The following is a 17,712-nucleotide window of genomic DNA, read 5'->3' on the forward strand; positions in this document are numbered from 1 at the left end:
CGCTGTGTGTGATGTGAACGCACAGCAAGAGAAGGCCGCGAGGCCCGTGGCGAATCCGGCCCGCTGGGCCGCGGACATTGTCGCGATGATGCGCGAGGGCGCCAGGCTCCGGCTGGACTACTCGGCGCGGAGCCTCTGGAACGTCGACTGGATGATCGGGCGGATCCGCCGCGAGGATCCGCCGCCGCTCGCCGTGGCCGGGACACTGCGGGGCTTCGGGGCGTACGCCGGCGAAGTGCTCGTGCGTGACGTTCCCATCTACGGAGATCCCCATTCGGCCGTTCCCACACTTGTGCAGGTGGGAATGACCGCAAACGAACCCAACGGAGAAATCGTGGACACGTTCTCGTGCACTGCGATCCACTCCCGGACCGGCATCGGCTCGACGCGCTAGAAGGGGCCAAGTGGTGGCAACGCTTTCAGAGATCCGAGCCCTGCTGGGTGACCCTCGGTTCAACTGGTCGGATCCGGCACCGTGGATCGAACTGGAGCAGGAACTCGGCGTCGAATTCCCTGCGGACTTCCGTGAGATCGTGGACGCCTACGGCTCGATCTCGATCAACGGGCAGTTGTATCTGAACCACCCCGCCGGTCACCTTCTGCACAGCCTGGGAAAGGACATCAGGCTGGATCTCGATTTCTGGCGCGAGGAGGACATGGCGGAGTTCCTGCCCAGTCCGGTGGGGCCGAACCCCGGCGAATTGATGCCGGTGGCGACGGCCACGACGGGCGAAGCGGTTTTCCTTCGCGTTCCCGACGACCCCTCGTCGCCCTGGCGCGTCGTGGTCCAGGAAATGGACAGTCCGGCGTGGACTCTCTACGAGATGACGTTCAGTGAGTGGTTGCTGGCCTATCTCAAGGGGAGAGACGTGACGTTGTGTTCCCGCAACCGCGCGCCCGACGGACCGTCCTACGAATTCCTGCCCTGAAAAGGAACACGGTGGTATCTCCTGCCCTGGTGACAGGGGGTACCACCACGTGAAGAATTGACGATCAGCGGAGCCCCGCCATCCACTTGGGTTCTCATCAACGTCGCAACACCCGACGTCCGGGTAGGCGATGAAAGACAGAAGCAACACCGCAGGGGGGCGCCCTAGCGGTAAGAGGGTGCCCCCCGAGGTGAAGCAGCGGTTTCTCGAACTGATACACGAAGGCGTGAGCATCAGAGGAACCAGCCGCATCGTCGGCATCAACCGCAGAACCGGCCAAGAGCGGATCACCGGGCGCGGTGAACGCGTAAGGACCAGGAAGCCGGGCCGGAAGGCGGTGCGGACAGCGGTGCAGCCGCTGGTCGGTACTCGATGCCAGTCTCTGCTGCGCGAGGCCCCTGCCCCACCACCGGAGCGCACGCGCCGGGGCGGGGCTGGACGCAAACGCAGCATCACCGCCACTGACGCCCGTTGTGCAAGCCCGGGACTTTAGTCCCGAGTAGTTGACGGAGAAACACATGAATCATCTCGACGTCGTCCGGCTGCTCGGCCTCGGCGCCCCGGTGCGACCGGAAGGCGACAGCTACGGGCAGGTCCTGCCCGAGGACTTCGAACTGCTGCTCCAGGCGGTGCCGCAGGGGGTGATCGCGGGTTCCGTGCTGCTCAGCCGCTCCGACCTCCCCGTGCGCTCCCTGGAGGACTTCACGCGGGACGCCGCGCTGCGCATCGCGGACATGGAGGAATCTCTGCGCACCCGCGAGCAGGAGCTTCCGCTGCCTTTCCACCCGCAGCCCGGCGGCATGGTGCCGTGGGGCCGCCCCGCCCGTGACGGCGTGCTGCTGTGGGACACCAGCGACCCGGACGCCGCGAACTGGACGACCGTCCTGACGGATTCCGATTTCCAGCTGTGGCTGGACCTTCCTTTCACCGCGTCGGAGTTCGTCGCGCGGGCCCTTCTGGGACGCCCCGAGGGAGTTCCAGCGTTCGAGACCTATGAGGAATACGAGTCGGGCTCGTTCTGGGATGTCGCCGACGACATGCGTGCGACGGCCACGGCACTGGCGAACCCGGACATCGGGGCGTTGGAGGAAGTCGTCACCAAGGTGCGGAGTATCGGTGTCCCGGGCATCCGGCAGTACGCGGAGGAGCTTCTGGGCCGGGCCGTGGGCGAGTCGTTCGACGCGCTCCCGGAGGACTACCTGGCGGTCATGAAGGAGTTCCCCGGCGGGGTCGTCGCGGGGGTGCGGGTGTTCCCCGTCGCGCGGGCCGCCTGGCTGAACGAGGACCGGCTGTTCCTGCAGTGGGGAGAGGTGGAGGGCAAGGCGTTCGGCTGGCTCACCATGAAGAACGATCCTCAGGACTGGCGCGTTGCGTACATCGAGCCGAACGGCACCGCGCTCACCCACCTGGAGGACCAGACCTTCGCCACGTTCCTGCGGCGCCGGCTGCGAGGCGACAACTCACTGTTCTGATCCGGGTCCGTCCGTATCCGGGCATGCCCCGGCGATCGCCCTGTACGTCGCCGAGTTCGTCGCCCGACTGGCCCGGCGCAGTCGGCTGCCGCTCGACTACTCGGTCGCCAGCCTGCGGCTGGTGGACCTTGTGATCGACGGCCTGCGGCGCAACCGGCCCGCGCAGGAGGATGTCGCCGGGATCCTCCAGGGGTTCGGGGCGTACACGGGTGAGGTGATCGTGCGCCGTGCTGCGGCGCGTTGGGTGGACTTCGACCCGGAACAGAGGGAGCTGTTCCGGCAGCCGGTGGGGGTGCTGATGCCGAACGGGAGGGCGTGGAATCCACTCGGTAAGGTGGTCAAGCGGTTCGAGGCAGGGCCGGAGGAGTCGGTGCAGCAGATGTATCTGCTGATGCATGGGCGGGCGCCCAGGCCGCCGGCACGGAGACTCTGTGTCGGTTCGTCACATTGAGGCCTGTCGGTCTGTGACATATCTGTGTGGCCGCACGCAGAACGCACGGGGGGACTTGTGCCCCCGTGTCTCGACTCGGAGAGAGAAGCGTGGGCAGGGGCGGGGAGCAGCGTCGGCCGCAGGCATACGACGCGGAGCTCGGCATCGCCGTCGAGCGGGCCCAGCAGGGGGACGAGGAGGCGTTCGCCACCGCGTACCGGCTGGTCCATCCGGGACTTCTCGGATACGTGCGGGGCCTGGTCGGCGAGGACGCCGAGGACGTGGCCTCCGAGGCATGGCTGGAAATAGCCCGGGATCTGAGCCGGTTCCGCGGCGACGGCGCGGGCTTCCGCGGCTGGACCGCGACCATCGCCCGTCATCGGGCGCTCGACCATCTGCGGCGGCAGAAGCGCCGGCCGCGTCAGGCATTACTGGAACAGGACGTACTCGAGCTGCCCGGCGGTGAGGACACCGCCGTGGCAGCGCTCGAGACGCTGTCGACCGAGCGAGCGCTGGAGCTGATCCGCACCCTGCCGACGGAGCAGGCGGAAGCGGTGCTGCTGCGTGTGGTGGTGGGGCTGGACGGCCCTGCCACGGCTCGGGTGCTGGGCAAGCGTGCCGGTTCGGTACGCACCGCCGCCTATCGCGGACTGAAGAGGCTGGCTGAGCAGTTGGCCTCCGGCCACGGCGGCAATGTGACATCCACGCCGCCGCGCGCGCTGAAAGATGAGACATGAGACGGGAACGCGAAAGGCCGGTGGCAGCACCGACCGAAGAGCCGGGGGCGACTGCCGCGTCGACTGCCGGCGCCACGGTGGACGCGAACGCCGGAGCGGGCGCCGCGACGGCTCCCGCGATCGACGCCGACGCCGTCGGCGCGCTGCTCGGTGCGGCCCTGCGGGGACCGGAGATCGACCCCGATGCCGCCGAGCAGGCGCGACTCGCCTTCCGGGCCGCGCGTGAGGGGGACGTGCACGCCCCCGCGTGGTGGCGTCGGCGTGCGCGGGACGACTGGCGGCCGCGGAGCCGTCGGCCGTGGCCGCGTTCCCTGAAGGCGCTCATCGGCGGACTGGCCGTGACGGCCGGGCTCGGCGGTGTGGCGATCGCCGCGGTGTCGGGCGCCGTTCCGTCACCGTTCGGCGGCCGCGCCGAGCCCGCTCCGCCGCCGACGCGCAGCGCGTCCCCGGTTCCCGGTACGCCGACCGCCTCGTCGCCGACCGCCTCGTCGCCGGCCGGCGACGGCACTGCCGCGCCGGACGAGCCGGTCCGGCGCGGCCAGGACATCACGCCCTCGCGGAGGCCGCATGTGTCCGGAGGCCGCGCCGAGGCCGCGCACTGCCGTACGTACCTCGCGGACCCCGGAAAGGGGCGGGGCGGCCGGAACGGCTCGACCGCCTTCGAGCGGCTGGTGACGGCCGCGGGCGGTGACGGGAACGCCGTGCGGGACTACTGCGAGCGGCTGTTGGCCGCTGAGGGGTCGAAGCGCGGCAACTCCGGTGTCAGGCGGCGAAGTGACGGTGCGCCCGATGCGAAGGGAAATGTGCACAAAGAAGAGGGCGGGGAAGGCTGAGGGAGGACGGCCGGGGCCGCCACCCCCCCACAGGAGAGGCCCCGGCCGTCATCCGTCGGGGCCGAGTTGCGGCCCCGTACCTCTCTCAGCGCCGTGGCTGCGCTTTGTGTCACACCGCGATCCGTCAGTGAGTAGTTGGTACTTGTACAAGACATGGACGCGCACCTGTAAAAAGTCGTAGCGTGCAGGTTCGCGCAGGGCGGCGCGGCAGTGATGACCAGCTGCGATGGGACAGGTAGAGAGAGTGCTGGGGGACGACGCGGAGCTGACGGCCGCGGTACTCGCGGCGCAGGACGGGGACGAAGGCGCCTTCCGTACTGTGTATCGCGCCGTGCATCCACGGCTCCTGGGCTACACGCGGACCCTGGTGGGCGATGCGGAGGCCGAGGACGTGACCTCGGAGGCTTGGCTCCAGATCGCCAGGGACCTGCAGCGCTTCAGCGGTGACGCGGACCGCTTCCGCGGCTGGGCGGCGCGGATCGCCCGCAACCGCGCCCTCGATCACGTCCGTATGCGGGGCAGGCGCCCCTCGGTCGGCGGCGACGAGACCGAACTCGAGGGGAAGCCGGACTCCTCCGACACCGCGGCCGAGGCGATCGCGGCCGTCGCCACAGGCGATACGCTCGCCCTCATCGCCCAACTGCCCCAGGACCAGGCCGAGGCGGTCGTCCTGCGGGTCGTGGTCGGGCTCGACGCGAAGAGTGCCGCCAAGACCCTGGGCAAGCGCCCCGGCGCGGTACGCACCGCGGCCCACCGCGGGATCCGGCGGCTCGCCGAGCTGCTGGGCGCGGCCGACGGCCACGGGGGAAACGGACAGGCGGTCTTGCCGGGGCAGGGGAACTCAGGGAATGTAACCGGCGGTACGGCGGAACTGGACGCCGTGCCCCCACAGCGAGGACCGCGCCACAGCGCGGCGACGTCCGACCGAGTGACGCAGTCGCGCGTGCGGACGCAGAAGGACATGTGATGGCCGACGAGCGTTACGAGTGGCTCGACGAGGACGCCGCTGAACGACTGCTGCGCGGAGAGCCGGTCGAGCCCGTCGACGATCACGCACGCGCCCAGGCGGAGCGGCTCTCCGCCGCCCTGGGAAGCGTCTCGGTCCGTCCCCACGAGCAGGAACTGCCCGGCGAGGCGGCCGCGCTGGCCGCCTTCCGGCAGGTCCGCGGTGCTGCCCACGCGGCCCCCCGGAGACGGCGTCTGCGGCCGGTGCGGGTGGGGCTCGTGGCTGCCGTGGTCGGCTGCGCGCTCGGCGGTGTCGCGGTGGCGGCCGGTACGGGCGTACTGCAGATCCCGGTGCCGTTCAGCGACCGGGAAAGCCCGTCGCCCGGTGCCAGCGTGTCGGTGGCCGCGCCCCCGGGCGATGCCCCGTCGGCGGAGTCCGACGGGGCATCGCCCGGCATCCCTTCCCAGGACGGCGGTGTCACCCGGGAGACTCCCGGACCGAGCCACAGCGGTTCCGGTACGGACGACGAGAGCGGCGACGGCGAGGAACCGGGTGCCGAGTCCACGGACGAGGGCATGGACCGCGCGGTGCGCGACGCCTGCCACGACTACCGCGACGGCCATGTCGACAGCGAGGGCAAGCGCCGGCTGGTGGACGCCGCCGACGGAATGGCCAGGATCCGACGCTTCTGCGACCAGGTGCTCGCCGAGGAGCAGGACCGGTCCGACAAGAACAGCGACGACGACGGCGACACGGGCGCCAGGGACAACGACAAGGGCGACGGGAACGCCGAGGACGACGAGAACGGCAACGGCGACAGGAGCGACGGCACCGGCCGGACCGGCTCCGGCACGGCGGGCTCGGCCGCCGCCCCGGACGCCACGACCGAGTCGGCGGGCACCGCTCAGCGGCCCGTCGCCGCGCGCTGAGCCCATCCCGGATCGTCCGCGGAAAGATTTTCACCGGGCAGGTGTGACACTTTTGGGCCCGCCGGCGCAGAGGTAAGTGAGCCGACTGGTCATCGGCGGCGCAAGAGCCGGGGTTCCCCCCGTACCTACGGCTCGGCGCACCTGGCGCGGACGGGACACGTTCCCCCGGTCCCGTCCGCGCCCTTCCCCTCCGCACCGCCGGCTCACCAGTAGATGACGACCTTGTCGCCGTTGCGCACCTGCTCGAAGACCGCGGCGATCTTCCCCCTGTCCCGGACGTTCACGCAGCCGTGCGAGGCACCGCTGTAGCCGCGGGCCGCGAAGTCGGCGGAGTAGTGCACGGCCTGGCCGCCGCTGAAGAACATCGCGTACGGCATGGGCGTGTGATAGATCGTCGAGACGTGGTGCCGGGACTTCCAGTACACGCTGAAGACCCCCTCACGTGTCGGGGTGTACTGCGAGCCGAAACGCACATCCATCGACGACACGATCCGGCCGTCGATCATCCAGGAGAGCGTGCGGCTGGTCTTGCTGATGCACAGCACCCGTCCCGTCATACAGCGGGGATCGGGCTTGGCGACCGGCCGGACGGTCGGCGGGTGGAGTTCGGCCCGCGCCGGCCTGCGGGTCGTGGCGAGCAGCCGCTGCCAGGTGCGGGTGTCCGTGTCGCCCGTACGGGGGAGGTCCTGCGCACGCTGGAACGCGGTGACGGCGGCGACCGTGAGGGTGCCGTAGTAGCCGGTGGGGCTGCGGTCGAAGTGGCCGCGCTGACGCAGTCTGGCCTGGAGCTCGCGTACCTGCTCGCCCTGTGAGCCGGTCGCCATCAGCGGCCTGGGCGAGGGCTTCGGTTTCGGCTTGAGCGTCGGCGTCGGCGTCGGCGTCGGTATCGGCGTCGGAGCGGCGGACGACGGCGACGGCGACGCCGGCGGGGGTGTGGCCGTGGTGGACCGGGCCGACGACGGCTGCCCGCCCGCCCTGGTGCCGCCCCCGTCCGGGGCGGCCTGTGCCGTACAGCCGGCGCCCACCGCGGCCGCCGTCAGTACTGCGACAGCCGTCAAGGTCCTGCGTATCACCATGTCGCCCCCCTGTGGCCCACGATGAGCCCTGTCCCTGTACGACAACTTCCCGGCCCGCATGGTTGCCAAAGCACGCGCATGATGAAGGAGGGCATCTCTTCCGTGCCGCTTCCGCACCGGTCCGCGGCTCCGGACGGTGGAGGGCCGCGGGCTGTGAGCAAGGTCCCAGCCTGCGGCCCTCCACTCGCCGCACGGGCGCCGCTACAGTCCGTCGCGAGGGTCGGCGTGGATGCACGTATGGCACCAGCTCCTTGTCAGGAAGCTCTAAGGGAGGCACAGCACATGTCGCGCGAATCGGAGTCGGGTCTGCCGATCGAGCCGGTGTACGGTCCGGGCGCGCTGGATGGGTGGGATCCGGCTGAGAAGCTGGGTGCGCCGGGGTCGTACCCGTTCACGCGTGGGGTGTATCCGTCGATGTACACCGGCCGGCCGTGGACGATGCGTCAGTACGCCGGTTTCGGTACGGCCACCGAGTCCAACGCCCGTTACAAGCAGCTCATCGCCAACGGCACGATGGGCCTGTCGGTCGCTTTCGACCTGCCGACCCAGATGGGCCACGACTCCGACGCGGCCATCGCGCACGGTGAGGTCGGCAAGGTCGGTGTCGCCATCGACTCCATCGACGACATGCGGGTGCTGTTCGGCGGGATCCCGCTGGACAAGGTCTCCACGTCGATGACGATCAACGCTCCCGCGGCCCTGCTGCTGCTGCTCTACCAGCTGGTCGCCGAGGAGCAGGGCGTCAGTGCCGACCAGCTCACCGGCACCATCCAGAACGACGTCCTCAAGGAATACATCGCCCGCGGCACCTACATCTTCCCGCCCAAGCCGTCGCTGCGGCTGATCGCGGACATCTTCAAGTACTGCAAGGCCGAGATCCCGAAATGGAACACCATCTCGATCTCCGGCTACCACATGGCCGAGGCCGGCGCCTCACCCGCGCAGGAGATCGCGTTCACCCTCGCCGACGGCATCGAATACGTCCGCACCGCCGTCGCCGCCGGCATGGACGTCGACGACTTCGCACCCCGCCTGTCCTTCTTCTTCGTCGCCCGCACGACGATCCTGGAGGAGGTCGCCAAGTTCCGTGCCGCCCGCCGGATCTGGGCAAGGGTCATGCGCGAGGAATTCGGGGCGAAGAACCCCAAGTCGATGATGCTGCGCTTCCACACCCAGACCGCCGGCGTGCAGCTCACCGCCCAGCAGCCCGAAGTCAACCTCGTCCGCGTCGCCGTCCAGGGCCTCGCCGCCGTCCTCGGCGGCACCCAGTCCCTGCACACCAACTCCTTCGACGAAGCCATCGCCCTGCCCACCGACAAATCCGCCCGCCTCGCCCTGCGCACCCAGCAGGTCCTCGCCTACGAAACCGACGTCACCACCACCGTCGACCCCTTCGCCGGCTCCTACGTCATCGAGAAGATGACGGATGACGTCGAAGCCGCCGCGGTCGAACTCATGGCCAAGGTCGAAGAACTCGGCGGCGCCGTCAGCGCCATCGAACACGGCTTCCAGAAGAACGAGATCGAACGCAGCGCCTACCGCATCGCCCAGGAAACCGACAGCGGCGAACGCGTCGTCGTCGGCGTCAACCGCTACCAGCTCGACGAGGAGGAGCCGTACGAGCCGCTGCGCGTCGACCCCGCCATCGAGGCCCAGCAGGCCGAACGCCTCGCCAGGCTCCGCGCCGAACGCGACCGGACGGCGGTCGACACGGCCCTCGCGGCCCTGAAGAAGGCCGCCGAGGGCGAGGACAACGTCCTCTACCCCATGAAGGACGCCCTCAAGGCCCGCGCCACCGTCGGCGAAGTCTGCAACGCCCTGCGCGAGGTGTGGGGGACGTACGTCCCGACCGACGCGTTCTGAGCGCGGCTACTCCATACGAGTGATCCCGGGCGGAAGGCCGGCGGCGCTGGTTAGGCTCATGAACAGTGGACTCCCCAAGGAGGATGCCGTGGCCGTGATACTGCACGAGACGACGATCGGCGAGGCCGCCGACCGGCTTTCCCGTGAGCTGCCCGGGCACCGAGTGGAGGTTCTCCAGGGGAGGCTCACTGTGACGCCACCGGCCGACGGGTCGCATGCTCTGGCGCTGTCCTGGCCCATCGAGGAGTTCGGCAAGGACGCCAGAGCGGCAGGGCTCAGGTTCGTGCAGACCATCGGCCTGTGGCTGCCCACGGGCCCGGAGGACTACGCGATTCCCGACCTCTCCCTGGTGGACGCCGACTTCCGGGACGCGCATGTCCAGAAGAACTGCTACGCGCCGCATGTCTTCCGCATGGTCCTGGAGGTGACTTCCTCCAACTGGGCGGACGACCTCGGCCCCAAGGTCGACTGCTATGCACAGGCCGGAGTGCCGGTCTACTCCGTGGCGGACCGCAGGCATGACGAGGTCCTGCTGTACACCGATCCGAGGAACGGCGTCTACAGGAAACGCGAGACGTACAAGCGCGGGATGCCCGTTCCCTTGCCCGAATCCATCGGCGTCAGTCTTGAGCTGCCGGTGGACCGGCTGCTCAACGGCGACGACTGATATCCGCCAGGCGAACACATGAGGCGGAGTGTCGTATCTCTGTGCGACACTCCGCCTCATGCTCGGTGTGACGGATCTTCCGACCTATCTCGCCGGTCTCGTGCTGATCATCCTGCTGCCGGGACCGAACTCGCTGTATGTGCTCTCGGTTTCCGCCCGCCGCGGGATACGCGCCGGGTACACCGCGGCGGCCGGGGTGTGGTGCGGCGACACCGTACTCATGGTGCTGTCCGCGGTCGGCGCCGCCTCGCTGCTGCAGTCCAGCCCGCTGCTCTTCGGAATCGTCAAGATCGCGGGTGCGGGCTATCTGACCTGGCTGGCCGTCGGCATGCTCCGCGCCGCCTGGTCGCTGTGGCGGACCCGGCGCGAGCGGGTGGAGGAGGTGGCGACCGGCGAGCCCGCCGGTGACACCGAGCGGCCGTTCCGGCGCGCCTTCGTGATCAGCCTCTTCAACCCGAAGGCGATCCTCTTCCTGGTCTCGTTCTTCGTACAGTTCGTCGACCCCGGCTACGCCTACCCGGCGCTGTCCTTCCTGCTGCTGGGCTCGCTGCTCCAGCTGGGCAGCTTCCTCTACCTGTCGACGCTGATATTCGGCGGGACGCGGCTCGCCGCGGCCTTCCGGCGCCGTAAGCGGCTCTCCGCCGGAGCGACCTCGGCCGCGGGGGCGCTCTTCCTCGGCTTCGCGGTGAAGCTGTCGCTCAGCAGCGCGTGAGGTAGTCGCCGAGGCCGGCGGCAGAACGGCCGAGTCTACCCAGCGGTCACGATCGACATGCGTCCGCTCGTCGGTTTTCTGTCCCCTATCGGGCTGAACTTTTGTTGATCGAGGGTTAGTTGGACCTTCCATGGGCTTACCCTTCACTGGGTGAACCAGTTGATGTCCCGCCAGTCCGAAGCCGACCTGCCCGGGGGAGTGTCACTGCCCGGCACGCTCTCCGAGTCCCTGTGTGCCGAACTGATCGTGTTCCGCCGGGACCTGCACATGCATCCCGAGCTGGGCAACCAGGAGTTCCGCACCACCGCCGCGATCAAGGCCCGGCTGGAGCGGGCCGGGCTGAAGCCCCGGGTGCTCACCTCCGGCACCGGCCTCATCTGCGACATCGGCACCCAGGAGCCGACGGCCCGGCCACGGCCCGTACTGGCCATCCGCGCGGACATCGACGCCCTGCCCATCCCGGACACCAAGACCGGGGTTCCCTACCGCTCCACCATTCCCGACCGCGCCCATGCCTGCGGCCATGACGTGCACACCACGGCCGTGCTCGGTGCCGGGCTGGTCCTGGCCGATCTGGACCGGCAGGGGCTGTTGCCGCACCCCGTCCGGCTGGTCTTCCAGCCGGCCGAGGAGGTGCTGCCCGGCGGGGCGTCCGAGGCGATCGAGTCGGGCGCCCTGGACGGCGTCGGCAGGATCATCGCGGTGCACTGCGACCCCCGGGTCGACGCCGGCCGTATCGGTCTGCGCCAGGGACCGATCACCTCCGCCTGCGACCGTCTTGAGGTCACCCTCGACGGCCCCGGCGGCCACACCGCCCGGCCCCATCTCACCACCGACCTGGTCACCGCCGCCGCCAAGGTGGCCACCGAGGTCCCGGCCGTGATCTCCCGCCGGGTCGACGCCCGCTCGGGGCTCTCGGTCACCTGGGGCCGTATCGAGGCCGGGCACACCTGCAATGTCATCCCGCAGCACGCCGAGCTGTCCGGAACCGTGCGCTGCCTCGACCTGCGGACCTGGCGCGAGGCACCGGACCTGGTGCACGCCACGATCGACGAGGTCGCGACACTGCACCGCGCCAAGTCGCAGATCAACTACGTCCGGGGCGTCCCGCCCGTCGTCAACGACCCGGCCGTCACCGAGCTGCTGCGCGACGCGATGGCCGCGCGCCGGGGGCCGTACGCGATCGAGGACACCGAACAGAGCCTCGGCGGAGAGGACTTCTCCTGGTATCTGGAGCGGGTGCCCGGCGCGATGGCACGCCTCGGTGTCCGGGTGCCCGGATCCCGTTCCCAGCTCGATCTGCACCGCGGCGACTTCGATGTGGACGAGGCATCCATCCAGGTCGCGGTCGAGCTGTTCACCGCGGCCGCGCTGCTTGACGGACACCCTTCGTAACCGGACACTTCGCCTTCTGTTCACGACGATCCGATAACGTCCGCCGAACGGGTTCTTATAAGACATCTACGCGCGTTACGATCACGGCGACACCAGCGCCGGTAATGGCGCTTTCAGGTCAGGTTTAGGAGCCTCCCTTGCGCCGGATCACCAGGATCGCGACCGTGGGCATCGCGTCCGCGGCACTTGCACTGTCGGCCACCGCGTGTGGCAAGACGTCCACCGAAGGCAAATCGGAGAAGAAGGGCCCCAGCGCCGCCATCGCGTACGACATCGGTGGCCGTGGTGACCAGTCCTTCAACGACGCCGCCTACGCCGGCCTGCAGAAGGCCGAAAAGGACCTCGGTGTAAAGGGCAAGGAGGCCGAGCCGTCCGAGGGTGAGTCGGACGCCGACAAGGTGCAGCGCCTCACCGAGCTGGCCCGCGCCGGCAACAACCCGGTGATCGGTGTCGGCTTCGCCTACGCCCCGGCCATCAAGAAGGTCGCCGAGAAGTACCCGGACACCACCTTCGGCATCATCGACGACACCTCGGTGACCGGCAAGAACATCGCCAACCTGGTGTTCAACGAGGAGGAGGGATCCTACCTCGCCGGTGTGGCCGCCGCCAAGGCCACCAAGACCAACACCGTCGGCTACATCGGCGGTGTCGAGGTTCCGCTGATCAAGAAGTTCGAGGCGGGCTTCGTCCAGGGCGTCAAGGACACCAACCCCAAGGCCAAGGTGCTCACCCAGTACCTGACCCAGCCGCCGAACTTCGACGGTTTCGCGAAGCCCGACCTCGGCAAGGCCGCCGCCCAGGGTCAGCTCGACAAGGGTGCGGACGTCATCTACCACGCCGCGGGTCTGGCCGGTACCGGCGCGATCGAGGCTGCCGCCAAGGCCGGCAAGTGGGCCATCGGCGTGGACTCGGACCAGTACAACCAGGCGGGTCTGGCCGAGTACAAGGACAAGATCCTGACCTCGGTCACCAAGGACGTCTCCGACTCGGTCTACAACCTGATCAAGTCGGTCAAGGCGGGCAAGCCGCAGACCGGTGAGGTCCGCTACGGTCTCGCCACCGACGGCGTCGGCCTGGCCGAGTCCAACCCGGAGTTCACCAAGATGACCGACGTGACCGCCGCCGTTAAGAAGGCGAAGCTGGACATCGTCTCCGGCAAGATCAAGGTCAAGACCACTCCGTAAGGTCTTCCTGACACGCTGGGGCCACCCCAGCCCGGTCAGCGCGTGAGCCCGGTGGGTCCGGAGAGATGGCTGCGGCCGCCTCTCCGGACCCCAGGTCGCATTCTGCTTGTCTTTTGATAACGCTACGCGCGTAGATCATTTGTGGCGCGATATTTTCGCCCCACCCCTGTTCTCACCCCTGCTCCTTTCCCGCCAAGGAGAGTGCGTCATCAACGCGTCCAGCCCTCCTGCCGCCGTAGTCCTGCGCGGCATCACCAAGCGCTTCCCCGGCGTCGTCGCCAACCACGACATCGACATCACGGTCCACAAGGGCACGGTGCACGCACTGGTCGGTGAGAACGGCGCCGGCAAGTCGACCCTGATGAAGATCCTCTACGGCATGCAGAGGCCGGACGAGGGCACCATCACGGTCGACGGCCAGGAGGTCGGCTTCCACAGCCCCGCCGATGCCATCGCCCGCGGTATCGGCATGGTGCACCAGCACTTCATGCTGGCCGACAACCTCACGGTGCTGGAGAACGTCGTTCTCGGCAGCGAGAAGCTGTACGGCATCGGCGCCGGAGCACGTAAGAAGATCAACGAGATCTCGGACGCGTACGGCCTGAACATCCGCCCCGACGCCCTGGTCGAGGAGCTCGGCGTCGCCGACCGGCAGCGCGTGGAGATCCTCAAGGTCCTCTTCCGCGGCGCCCGCACTCTCATCCTCGACGAGCCGACCGCCGTCCTCGTCCCGCAGGAGGTCGACGCGCTCTTCGACAACCTGCGCGAGCTCAAGGCCGAGGGTCTGACCGTCATCTTCATCTCGCACAAGCTGGGCGAGGTCCTGTCGGTCGCCGACGACATCACGGTCATCCGCCGCGGTACGACCGTGGGCACCGCGGACCCGCGCACGACCACGCCCAAGCAGCTCGCCGAGCTGATGGTCGGCAGCGAGCTGCCCTCGCCGGAGACGCGCGAGTCGACGGTGACCGATGTGCCGATGCTCAAGGTCGAGAACCTGCGGCTGTCCGTCACCGACCCCGACGGTGTGGTCCGCGAGGTGCTCGGTGGCATCGACCTGACCATCCACAAGGGCGAGGTCCTGGGCATCGCCGGCGTCGAGGGCAACGGCCAGACCGAGCTCATCGAGGCCCTGATGGGCATGCGCATCCCGGACGGCGGTGTGATCAGCCTGGACGGGGACGACATCTCCACCACGCCCACCCGCAAGCGCCGCGAGGGCGGCATCGGCTACATCCCCGAGGACCGGCACCGGCACGGCCTGCTGCTGGAGGCCCCGCTCTGGGAGAACCGCATCCTCGGCCATGTCACCGAGGCGCCCAACAGCAAGCGCGGAGTGCTCGACCCGAAGGCGGCCCGCAAGGACACCGAGCGGATCGTGCGCGAGTACGACGTCCGTACGCCCGGTATCGACGTCACCGCGGCCTCCCTCTCCGGCGGCAACCAGCAGAAGCTGATCGTCGGCCGCGAGATGAGCCACAACCCCAAGCTGCTCATCGCCGCACACCCCACCCGCGGTGTGGACGTCGGCGCGCAGTCGCAGATCTGGGACCAGATCCGGGAGGCCCGCCGCGAGGGCCTCGCGGTGCTGCTGATCTCCGCCGACCTGGACGAGCTGATCGGCCTGTCCGACTCCCTGCGGGTCATATACCGCGGCCGTCTGGTCGCGGACGCGGACCCCGCGACCGTTACCCCGGAGGAACTGGGCTCGGCCATGACCGGCGCCGCCACCGGCAACCTCGAGCGCCACGAAGACGGTGAGGCCCGATGAAGAAATTCGACAAGGACCGGATCATCCTGGCCGTAGCCGGCCCGGTGCTGGCGCTGGTCGTCGCCATCGCACTCACCTCGGTGGTGCTGCTCGCGTCGGGGCATGACGCGTTCGGGCCGTTCAGGCTGATGATCGAGAACGCCCAGTACGCCGACGTACAGGTGCTGATCATCAACTACGCGGGCACCCTGTATCTGGCTGCCCTGGCCGTGGCCATCGGCTTCCGGATGAATCTCTTCAACATCGGTGTCGACGGCCAGTACCGCCTGGCCGCCATGGTGGCCGCTGTGGTCGGTGCCGCGGTGGAGCTTCCCGGCCCCCTGCACATCCTGCTGATCGTGCTGGTCGCGATGCTGACCGGCGCCTTCTGGGCGGGTATCGCGGGTGTCCTCAAGACCACTCGCGGGGTGAACGAGGTTGTCGCCACGATCATGCTCAACGCGATCGCCACCAGCCTGATCGCCTGGCTGATCCTTCCGGAGAACCTCGGTGTCCAGCCCGAGGGCTCCAACGACCTGACGACGGGCGAGATCGCGTCCTCCGGCTGGTTCCCCGGCCTGAACATGGGTGAGGGCGGTGAGATCTACGGCTTCACCTTCGTCGCCTTCGGGCTCGGTGCCGTCTACTGGTTCGTCCTCAACCGCACCCGCTTCGGCTTCGACCTACGCGCCACCGGTGCCAGCGAGACCGCCGCGCAGGCGTCCGGTGTCGACGCCAAGAAGATGATCCTCACGGCGATGCTGGTCTCCGGTGCCGTCGCGGGTCTCGCAGGCATGCCGATCCTGCTGGGCGACACCCACACGTTCAGCCTCACCTTCCCGACCACCATCGGCTTCACGGGCATCACCATCGCCCTGCTCGGCCGCAACAACCCGGTCGGCATCTTCTTCAGCGCGCTGCTGATTGCCTTCCTGCAGAAGGCGTCGAGCTCGCTCGACCAGCACGGTTACGAGAAGGAGATCGCCACGATCATGGAGGGCCTGATCGTGATCTCTGTCGTCGTGTCGTACGAACTCGTCCGCCAGTACGGGCTGCGCCGCCAGCAGCAGAAGGTCGGCGAGGAACTCGCCGCCGCCGCCCGCAAGAAGCATGAGGAGGTGTCGGCGTGACCACCAGCACTCTCACCCGTGCAGGCACTGCGTCCAAGAAGGGCGGCGGCCGCCGCAAACTGACCCTGCCCGTCGTCCTGCTGATCGTCGCAGGAGGTCTGGCACTGTTCTCGCTGGTCCGAGTGATCAGCGGAGCCGACGACCTCACCTCCGTGGGTCAGGTCTCCGGTGCGCTCCAGCTCGCCGTGCCGATCGGTCTCGCCGGTCTCGGCGGCCTGTGGGCCGAGCGGTCGGGTGTCGTCAACATCGGCCTCGAAGGCATGATGATCCTCGGCACCTGGTTCGGTGCCTGGGCCGGCTACCAGTGGGGCCCGTGGACCGGTGTCGCCGTGGGCATCATGGGCGGCGCGCTCGGCGGTCTGCTGCACGCCGTCATCACCGTGACGTTCAACGTCAACCACATCGTCTCCGGTGTGGCGATCAACATCCTGGCGGTCGGCGTCACCCGCTACCTGTCGAACTTCACGTTCGCCGAGGCCCCGGGCGGCTCCTCCAAGCAGTCCCCGCGCATCGACCAGATCACCGACATCACCATCCCAGGACTGTCGGACTGGCTGGCCGATCTCCAGGCCAAACACTGGTTCTTCGTCTCGGACCTGGCAGGCGTACTCGGCGGTCTGGTGACCAACCTGTCCCTGCTGACCGTCGTCGCGGTGCTGCTCTTCCCCGCCACCTGGTGGGTCCTGTGGCGCACCGGCTTCGGTCTGCGCCTGCGCTCCTGCGGTGAGAACCCGGTCGCCGCCGAGTCCCTCGGCGTCAACGTCTACAAGTACAAGTACATCGGCGTCGTCGTCTCCGGCGGCCTGGCCGGTCTCGCGGGTGCCTTCCTCGCCATCGTGTCCACCGGCATCTACCAGGAGGGCCAGACCGGCGGCCGCGGCTACATCGGTCTCGCCGCGATGATCTTCGGTAACTGGATGCCGGGCGGTCTGGCGATGGGCGCGGGCCTCTTCGGCTTCACCGACAGCCTCAAGCTGCGCGGCGGCGCCGAGAACGTCCACGCGATGCTCCTGCTGCTGGCGATCCTGCTGCTGCTCGCCACGGCCTGGCAGCTGTACAAGAAGAAGTACTGGCAGGCCGCGATCTGCCTCGGAGCGTCCGGCGGGCTCTTCGCCTGGTACGGACTCACCAGCGAGGTGCCCAGCCAGTTCGTGGACGCCGCGCCGTACGTCACCACCCTGCTGGTACTCGCGCTCTCCGCACAGCGGCTCCGCATGCCCAAGGCGGACGGCATGCCCTACAAGAAGGGCCAGGGCAAGTGACAGCCCCGGCGATCGACTGGGAAGCCCTCCGCAGGGCGGCCCGGGACGCCATGTCCCGGGCCTACGCCCCCTACTCGGGCTTCCCGGTGGGCGTCGCGGCGCTCGTCGACGACGGTCGCACCGTCACCGGCTGCAATGTCGAGAACGCCTCCTACGGGCTGTCCCTGTGTGCCGAATGCGGCCTGGTCTCCGCCCTCCAGCTGAGCGGTGGCGGCCGGCTGACGCACTTCACCTGCGTCGACGGCAAGGGAAACCTGCTGATGCCGTGCGGCCGCTGCCGGCAGCTGCTGTACGAATTCGGCGGTCCGGAGCTGCTGGTGGACACCGCGGCGGGCGTCCTCCCGCTCTCCGAGCTGCTCCCGCAGGCATTCGGCCCGGACCGTCTGCACTGAAACAC

General features: G+C 69.0%; 18 protein-coding genes. 17 read left to right on the forward strand and 1 reads right to left on the reverse strand.

Annotation, left to right across the window (positions count from 1 at the left end):
* The first annotated feature begins 13 nt into the window (after positions 1-13).
* The 8 genes from ABD858_RS19850 (at position 14) to ABD858_RS19885 (ending at position 6,276) form a co-directional block, all read left to right on the forward strand.
* The gene (locus ABD858_RS19850) at positions 14-394 is read left to right on the forward strand and encodes a hypothetical protein (protein WP_345039401.1); all 381 of its coding nucleotides are present in this window, start codon (positions 14-16) and stop codon (positions 392-394) included.
* Positions 395-404: 10 nt separating this feature from the next.
* The gene (locus tag ABD858_RS19855; RefSeq protein ID WP_345039403.1) at positions 405-929 is read left to right on the forward strand and encodes an SMI1/KNR4 family protein; all 525 of its coding nucleotides are present in this window, start codon (positions 405-407) and stop codon (positions 927-929) included.
* 518 nt (positions 930-1,447) lie between these two features.
* Positions 1,448-2,401: a hypothetical protein gene (locus ABD858_RS19860; RefSeq protein WP_345039406.1), complete on the forward strand. Its 954-nt coding sequence runs from the start codon at positions 1,448-1,450 to the stop codon at positions 2,399-2,401.
* 121 nt (positions 2,402-2,522) lie between these two features.
* Positions 2,523-2,852 carry a hypothetical protein gene (locus tag ABD858_RS19865; RefSeq protein ID WP_345039408.1) on the forward strand — a complete coding sequence of 110 codons (330 nt, stop codon included), beginning with the start codon at positions 2,523-2,525 and terminating at the stop codon, positions 2,850-2,852.
* Between the two features lie 89 nt (positions 2,853-2,941).
* Complete coding sequence (locus ABD858_RS19870; RefSeq protein WP_345039411.1) at positions 2,942-3,568, forward strand: RNA polymerase sigma factor; 627 nt, start codon at positions 2,942-2,944, stop codon at positions 3,566-3,568.
* 20 nt (positions 3,569-3,588) lie between these two features.
* Positions 3,589-4,401, forward strand: a complete 813-nt coding sequence (locus ABD858_RS19875; protein ID WP_345039413.1) for a hypothetical protein — start codon at positions 3,589-3,591, stop codon at positions 4,399-4,401.
* A 244-nt stretch (positions 4,402-4,645) separates the two neighbouring features.
* Entirely contained in the window at positions 4,646-5,368 is a 723-nt protein-coding gene (locus ABD858_RS19880) for an RNA polymerase sigma factor (protein WP_345044708.1), read from the forward strand.
* Positions 5,368-6,276, forward strand: coding sequence for a hypothetical protein (locus tag ABD858_RS19885; protein ID WP_345039416.1), 909 nt, complete (start codon positions 5,368-5,370; stop codon positions 6,274-6,276). Before ABD858_RS19880 ends, ABD858_RS19885 begins: the two co-directional genes overlap by 1 nt.
* A 203-nt stretch (positions 6,277-6,479) precedes the next feature.
* Here the strand turns inward: ABD858_RS19885 and ABD858_RS19890 are convergent, their stop codons facing one another.
* Positions 6,480-7,352: a L,D-transpeptidase family protein gene (locus tag ABD858_RS19890; RefSeq protein ID WP_345039418.1), complete on the reverse strand. Its 873-nt coding sequence runs from the start codon at positions 7,350-7,352 to the stop codon at positions 6,480-6,482.
* A 282-nt stretch (positions 7,353-7,634) separates the two neighbouring features.
* On the opposite strand from ABD858_RS19890, the gene ABD858_RS19895 reads away from it, so the two are divergent.
* The 9 genes from ABD858_RS19895 to ABD858_RS19935 all read left to right on the forward strand — a co-directional run bounded on the left by ABD858_RS19895 (position 7,635) and on the right by ABD858_RS19935 (position 17,707).
* Positions 7,635-9,215, forward strand: a complete 1,581-nt coding sequence (locus ABD858_RS19895; protein ID WP_345039420.1) for an acyl-CoA mutase large subunit family protein — start codon at positions 7,635-7,637, stop codon at positions 9,213-9,215.
* An 88-nt stretch (positions 9,216-9,303) separates the two neighbouring features.
* Positions 9,304-9,882 (forward strand): Uma2 family endonuclease, encoded by a 579-nt coding sequence (locus ABD858_RS19900; protein WP_345039423.1) that lies wholly within the window; start codon positions 9,304-9,306, stop codon positions 9,880-9,882.
* Between the two features lie 58 nt (positions 9,883-9,940).
* Positions 9,941-10,594 carry a leucine efflux protein LeuE gene (leuE, locus tag ABD858_RS19905; RefSeq protein WP_345039426.1) on the forward strand — a complete coding sequence of 218 codons (654 nt, stop codon included), beginning with the start codon at positions 9,941-9,943 and terminating at the stop codon, positions 10,592-10,594.
* 162 nt (positions 10,595-10,756) lie between these two features.
* Complete coding sequence (locus tag ABD858_RS19910) at positions 10,757-11,989, forward strand: amidohydrolase (protein ID WP_345044710.1); 1,233 nt, start codon at positions 10,757-10,759, stop codon at positions 11,987-11,989.
* 137 nt (positions 11,990-12,126) lie between these two features.
* The gene (locus ABD858_RS19915; protein WP_345039428.1) at positions 12,127-13,173 is read left to right on the forward strand and encodes a BMP family lipoprotein; all 1,047 of its coding nucleotides are present in this window, start codon (positions 12,127-12,129) and stop codon (positions 13,171-13,173) included.
* A gap of 139 nt (positions 13,174-13,312) precedes the next feature.
* Positions 13,313-14,944, forward strand: a complete 1,632-nt coding sequence (locus ABD858_RS19920) for an ABC transporter ATP-binding protein (protein ID WP_345039431.1) — start codon at positions 13,313-13,315, stop codon at positions 14,942-14,944.
* A complete protein-coding gene (locus tag ABD858_RS19925) occupies positions 14,941-16,053 on the forward strand; it encodes an ABC transporter permease (RefSeq protein WP_345039434.1) in 1,113 nt (370 codons plus the stop codon). Before ABD858_RS19920 ends, ABD858_RS19925 begins: the two co-directional genes overlap by 4 nt.
* Positions 16,050-17,315 carry an ABC transporter permease gene (locus ABD858_RS19930; protein WP_345039436.1) on the forward strand — a complete coding sequence of 422 codons (1,266 nt, stop codon included), beginning with the start codon at positions 16,050-16,052 and terminating at the stop codon, positions 17,313-17,315. The genes ABD858_RS19925 and ABD858_RS19930 overlap by 4 nt, the downstream gene beginning before the upstream one ends.
* Entirely contained in the window at positions 17,312-17,707 is a 396-nt protein-coding gene (locus tag ABD858_RS19935) for a cytidine deaminase (protein WP_345039438.1), read from the forward strand. Before ABD858_RS19930 ends, ABD858_RS19935 begins: the two co-directional genes overlap by 4 nt.
* The last annotated feature ends 5 nt before the right edge of the window (positions 17,708-17,712 follow it).

This window comes from Streptomyces sannanensis (genome assembly GCF_039536205.1).
GTDB lineage: Bacteria > Actinomycetota > Actinomycetes > Streptomycetales > Streptomycetaceae > Streptomyces > Streptomyces sannanensis.

What these genes read in the sequence shown, in the direction of transcription:
- ABD858_RS19860 (WP_345039406.1), top strand. Translation starts at nt 1,448, where the DNA reads ATGAATCATCTCGACGTCGTCCGGCTGCTCGGCCTCGGCGCCCCGGTG.
- leuE (WP_345039426.1), top strand. Translation starts at nt 9,941, where the DNA reads ATGCTCGGTGTGACGGATCTTCCGACCTATCTCGCCGGTCTCGTGCTG.
- ABD858_RS19910 (WP_345044710.1), top strand. Translation starts at nt 10,757, where the DNA reads ATGTCCCGCCAGTCCGAAGCCGACCTGCCCGGGGGAGTGTCACTGCCC.
- ABD858_RS19925 (WP_345039434.1), top strand. Translation starts at nt 14,941, where the DNA reads ATGAAGAAATTCGACAAGGACCGGATCATCCTGGCCGTAGCCGGCCCG.
- ABD858_RS19885 (WP_345039416.1), top strand. Translation starts at nt 5,368, where the DNA reads ATGGCCGACGAGCGTTACGAGTGGCTCGACGAGGACGCCGCTGAACGA.
- ABD858_RS19895 (WP_345039420.1), top strand. Translation starts at nt 7,635, where the DNA reads ATGTCGCGCGAATCGGAGTCGGGTCTGCCGATCGAGCCGGTGTACGGT.
- ABD858_RS19890 (WP_345039418.1), bottom strand. Translation starts at nt 7,352, where the DNA reads ATGGTGATACGCAGGACCTTGACGGCTGTCGCAGTACTGACGGCGGCC.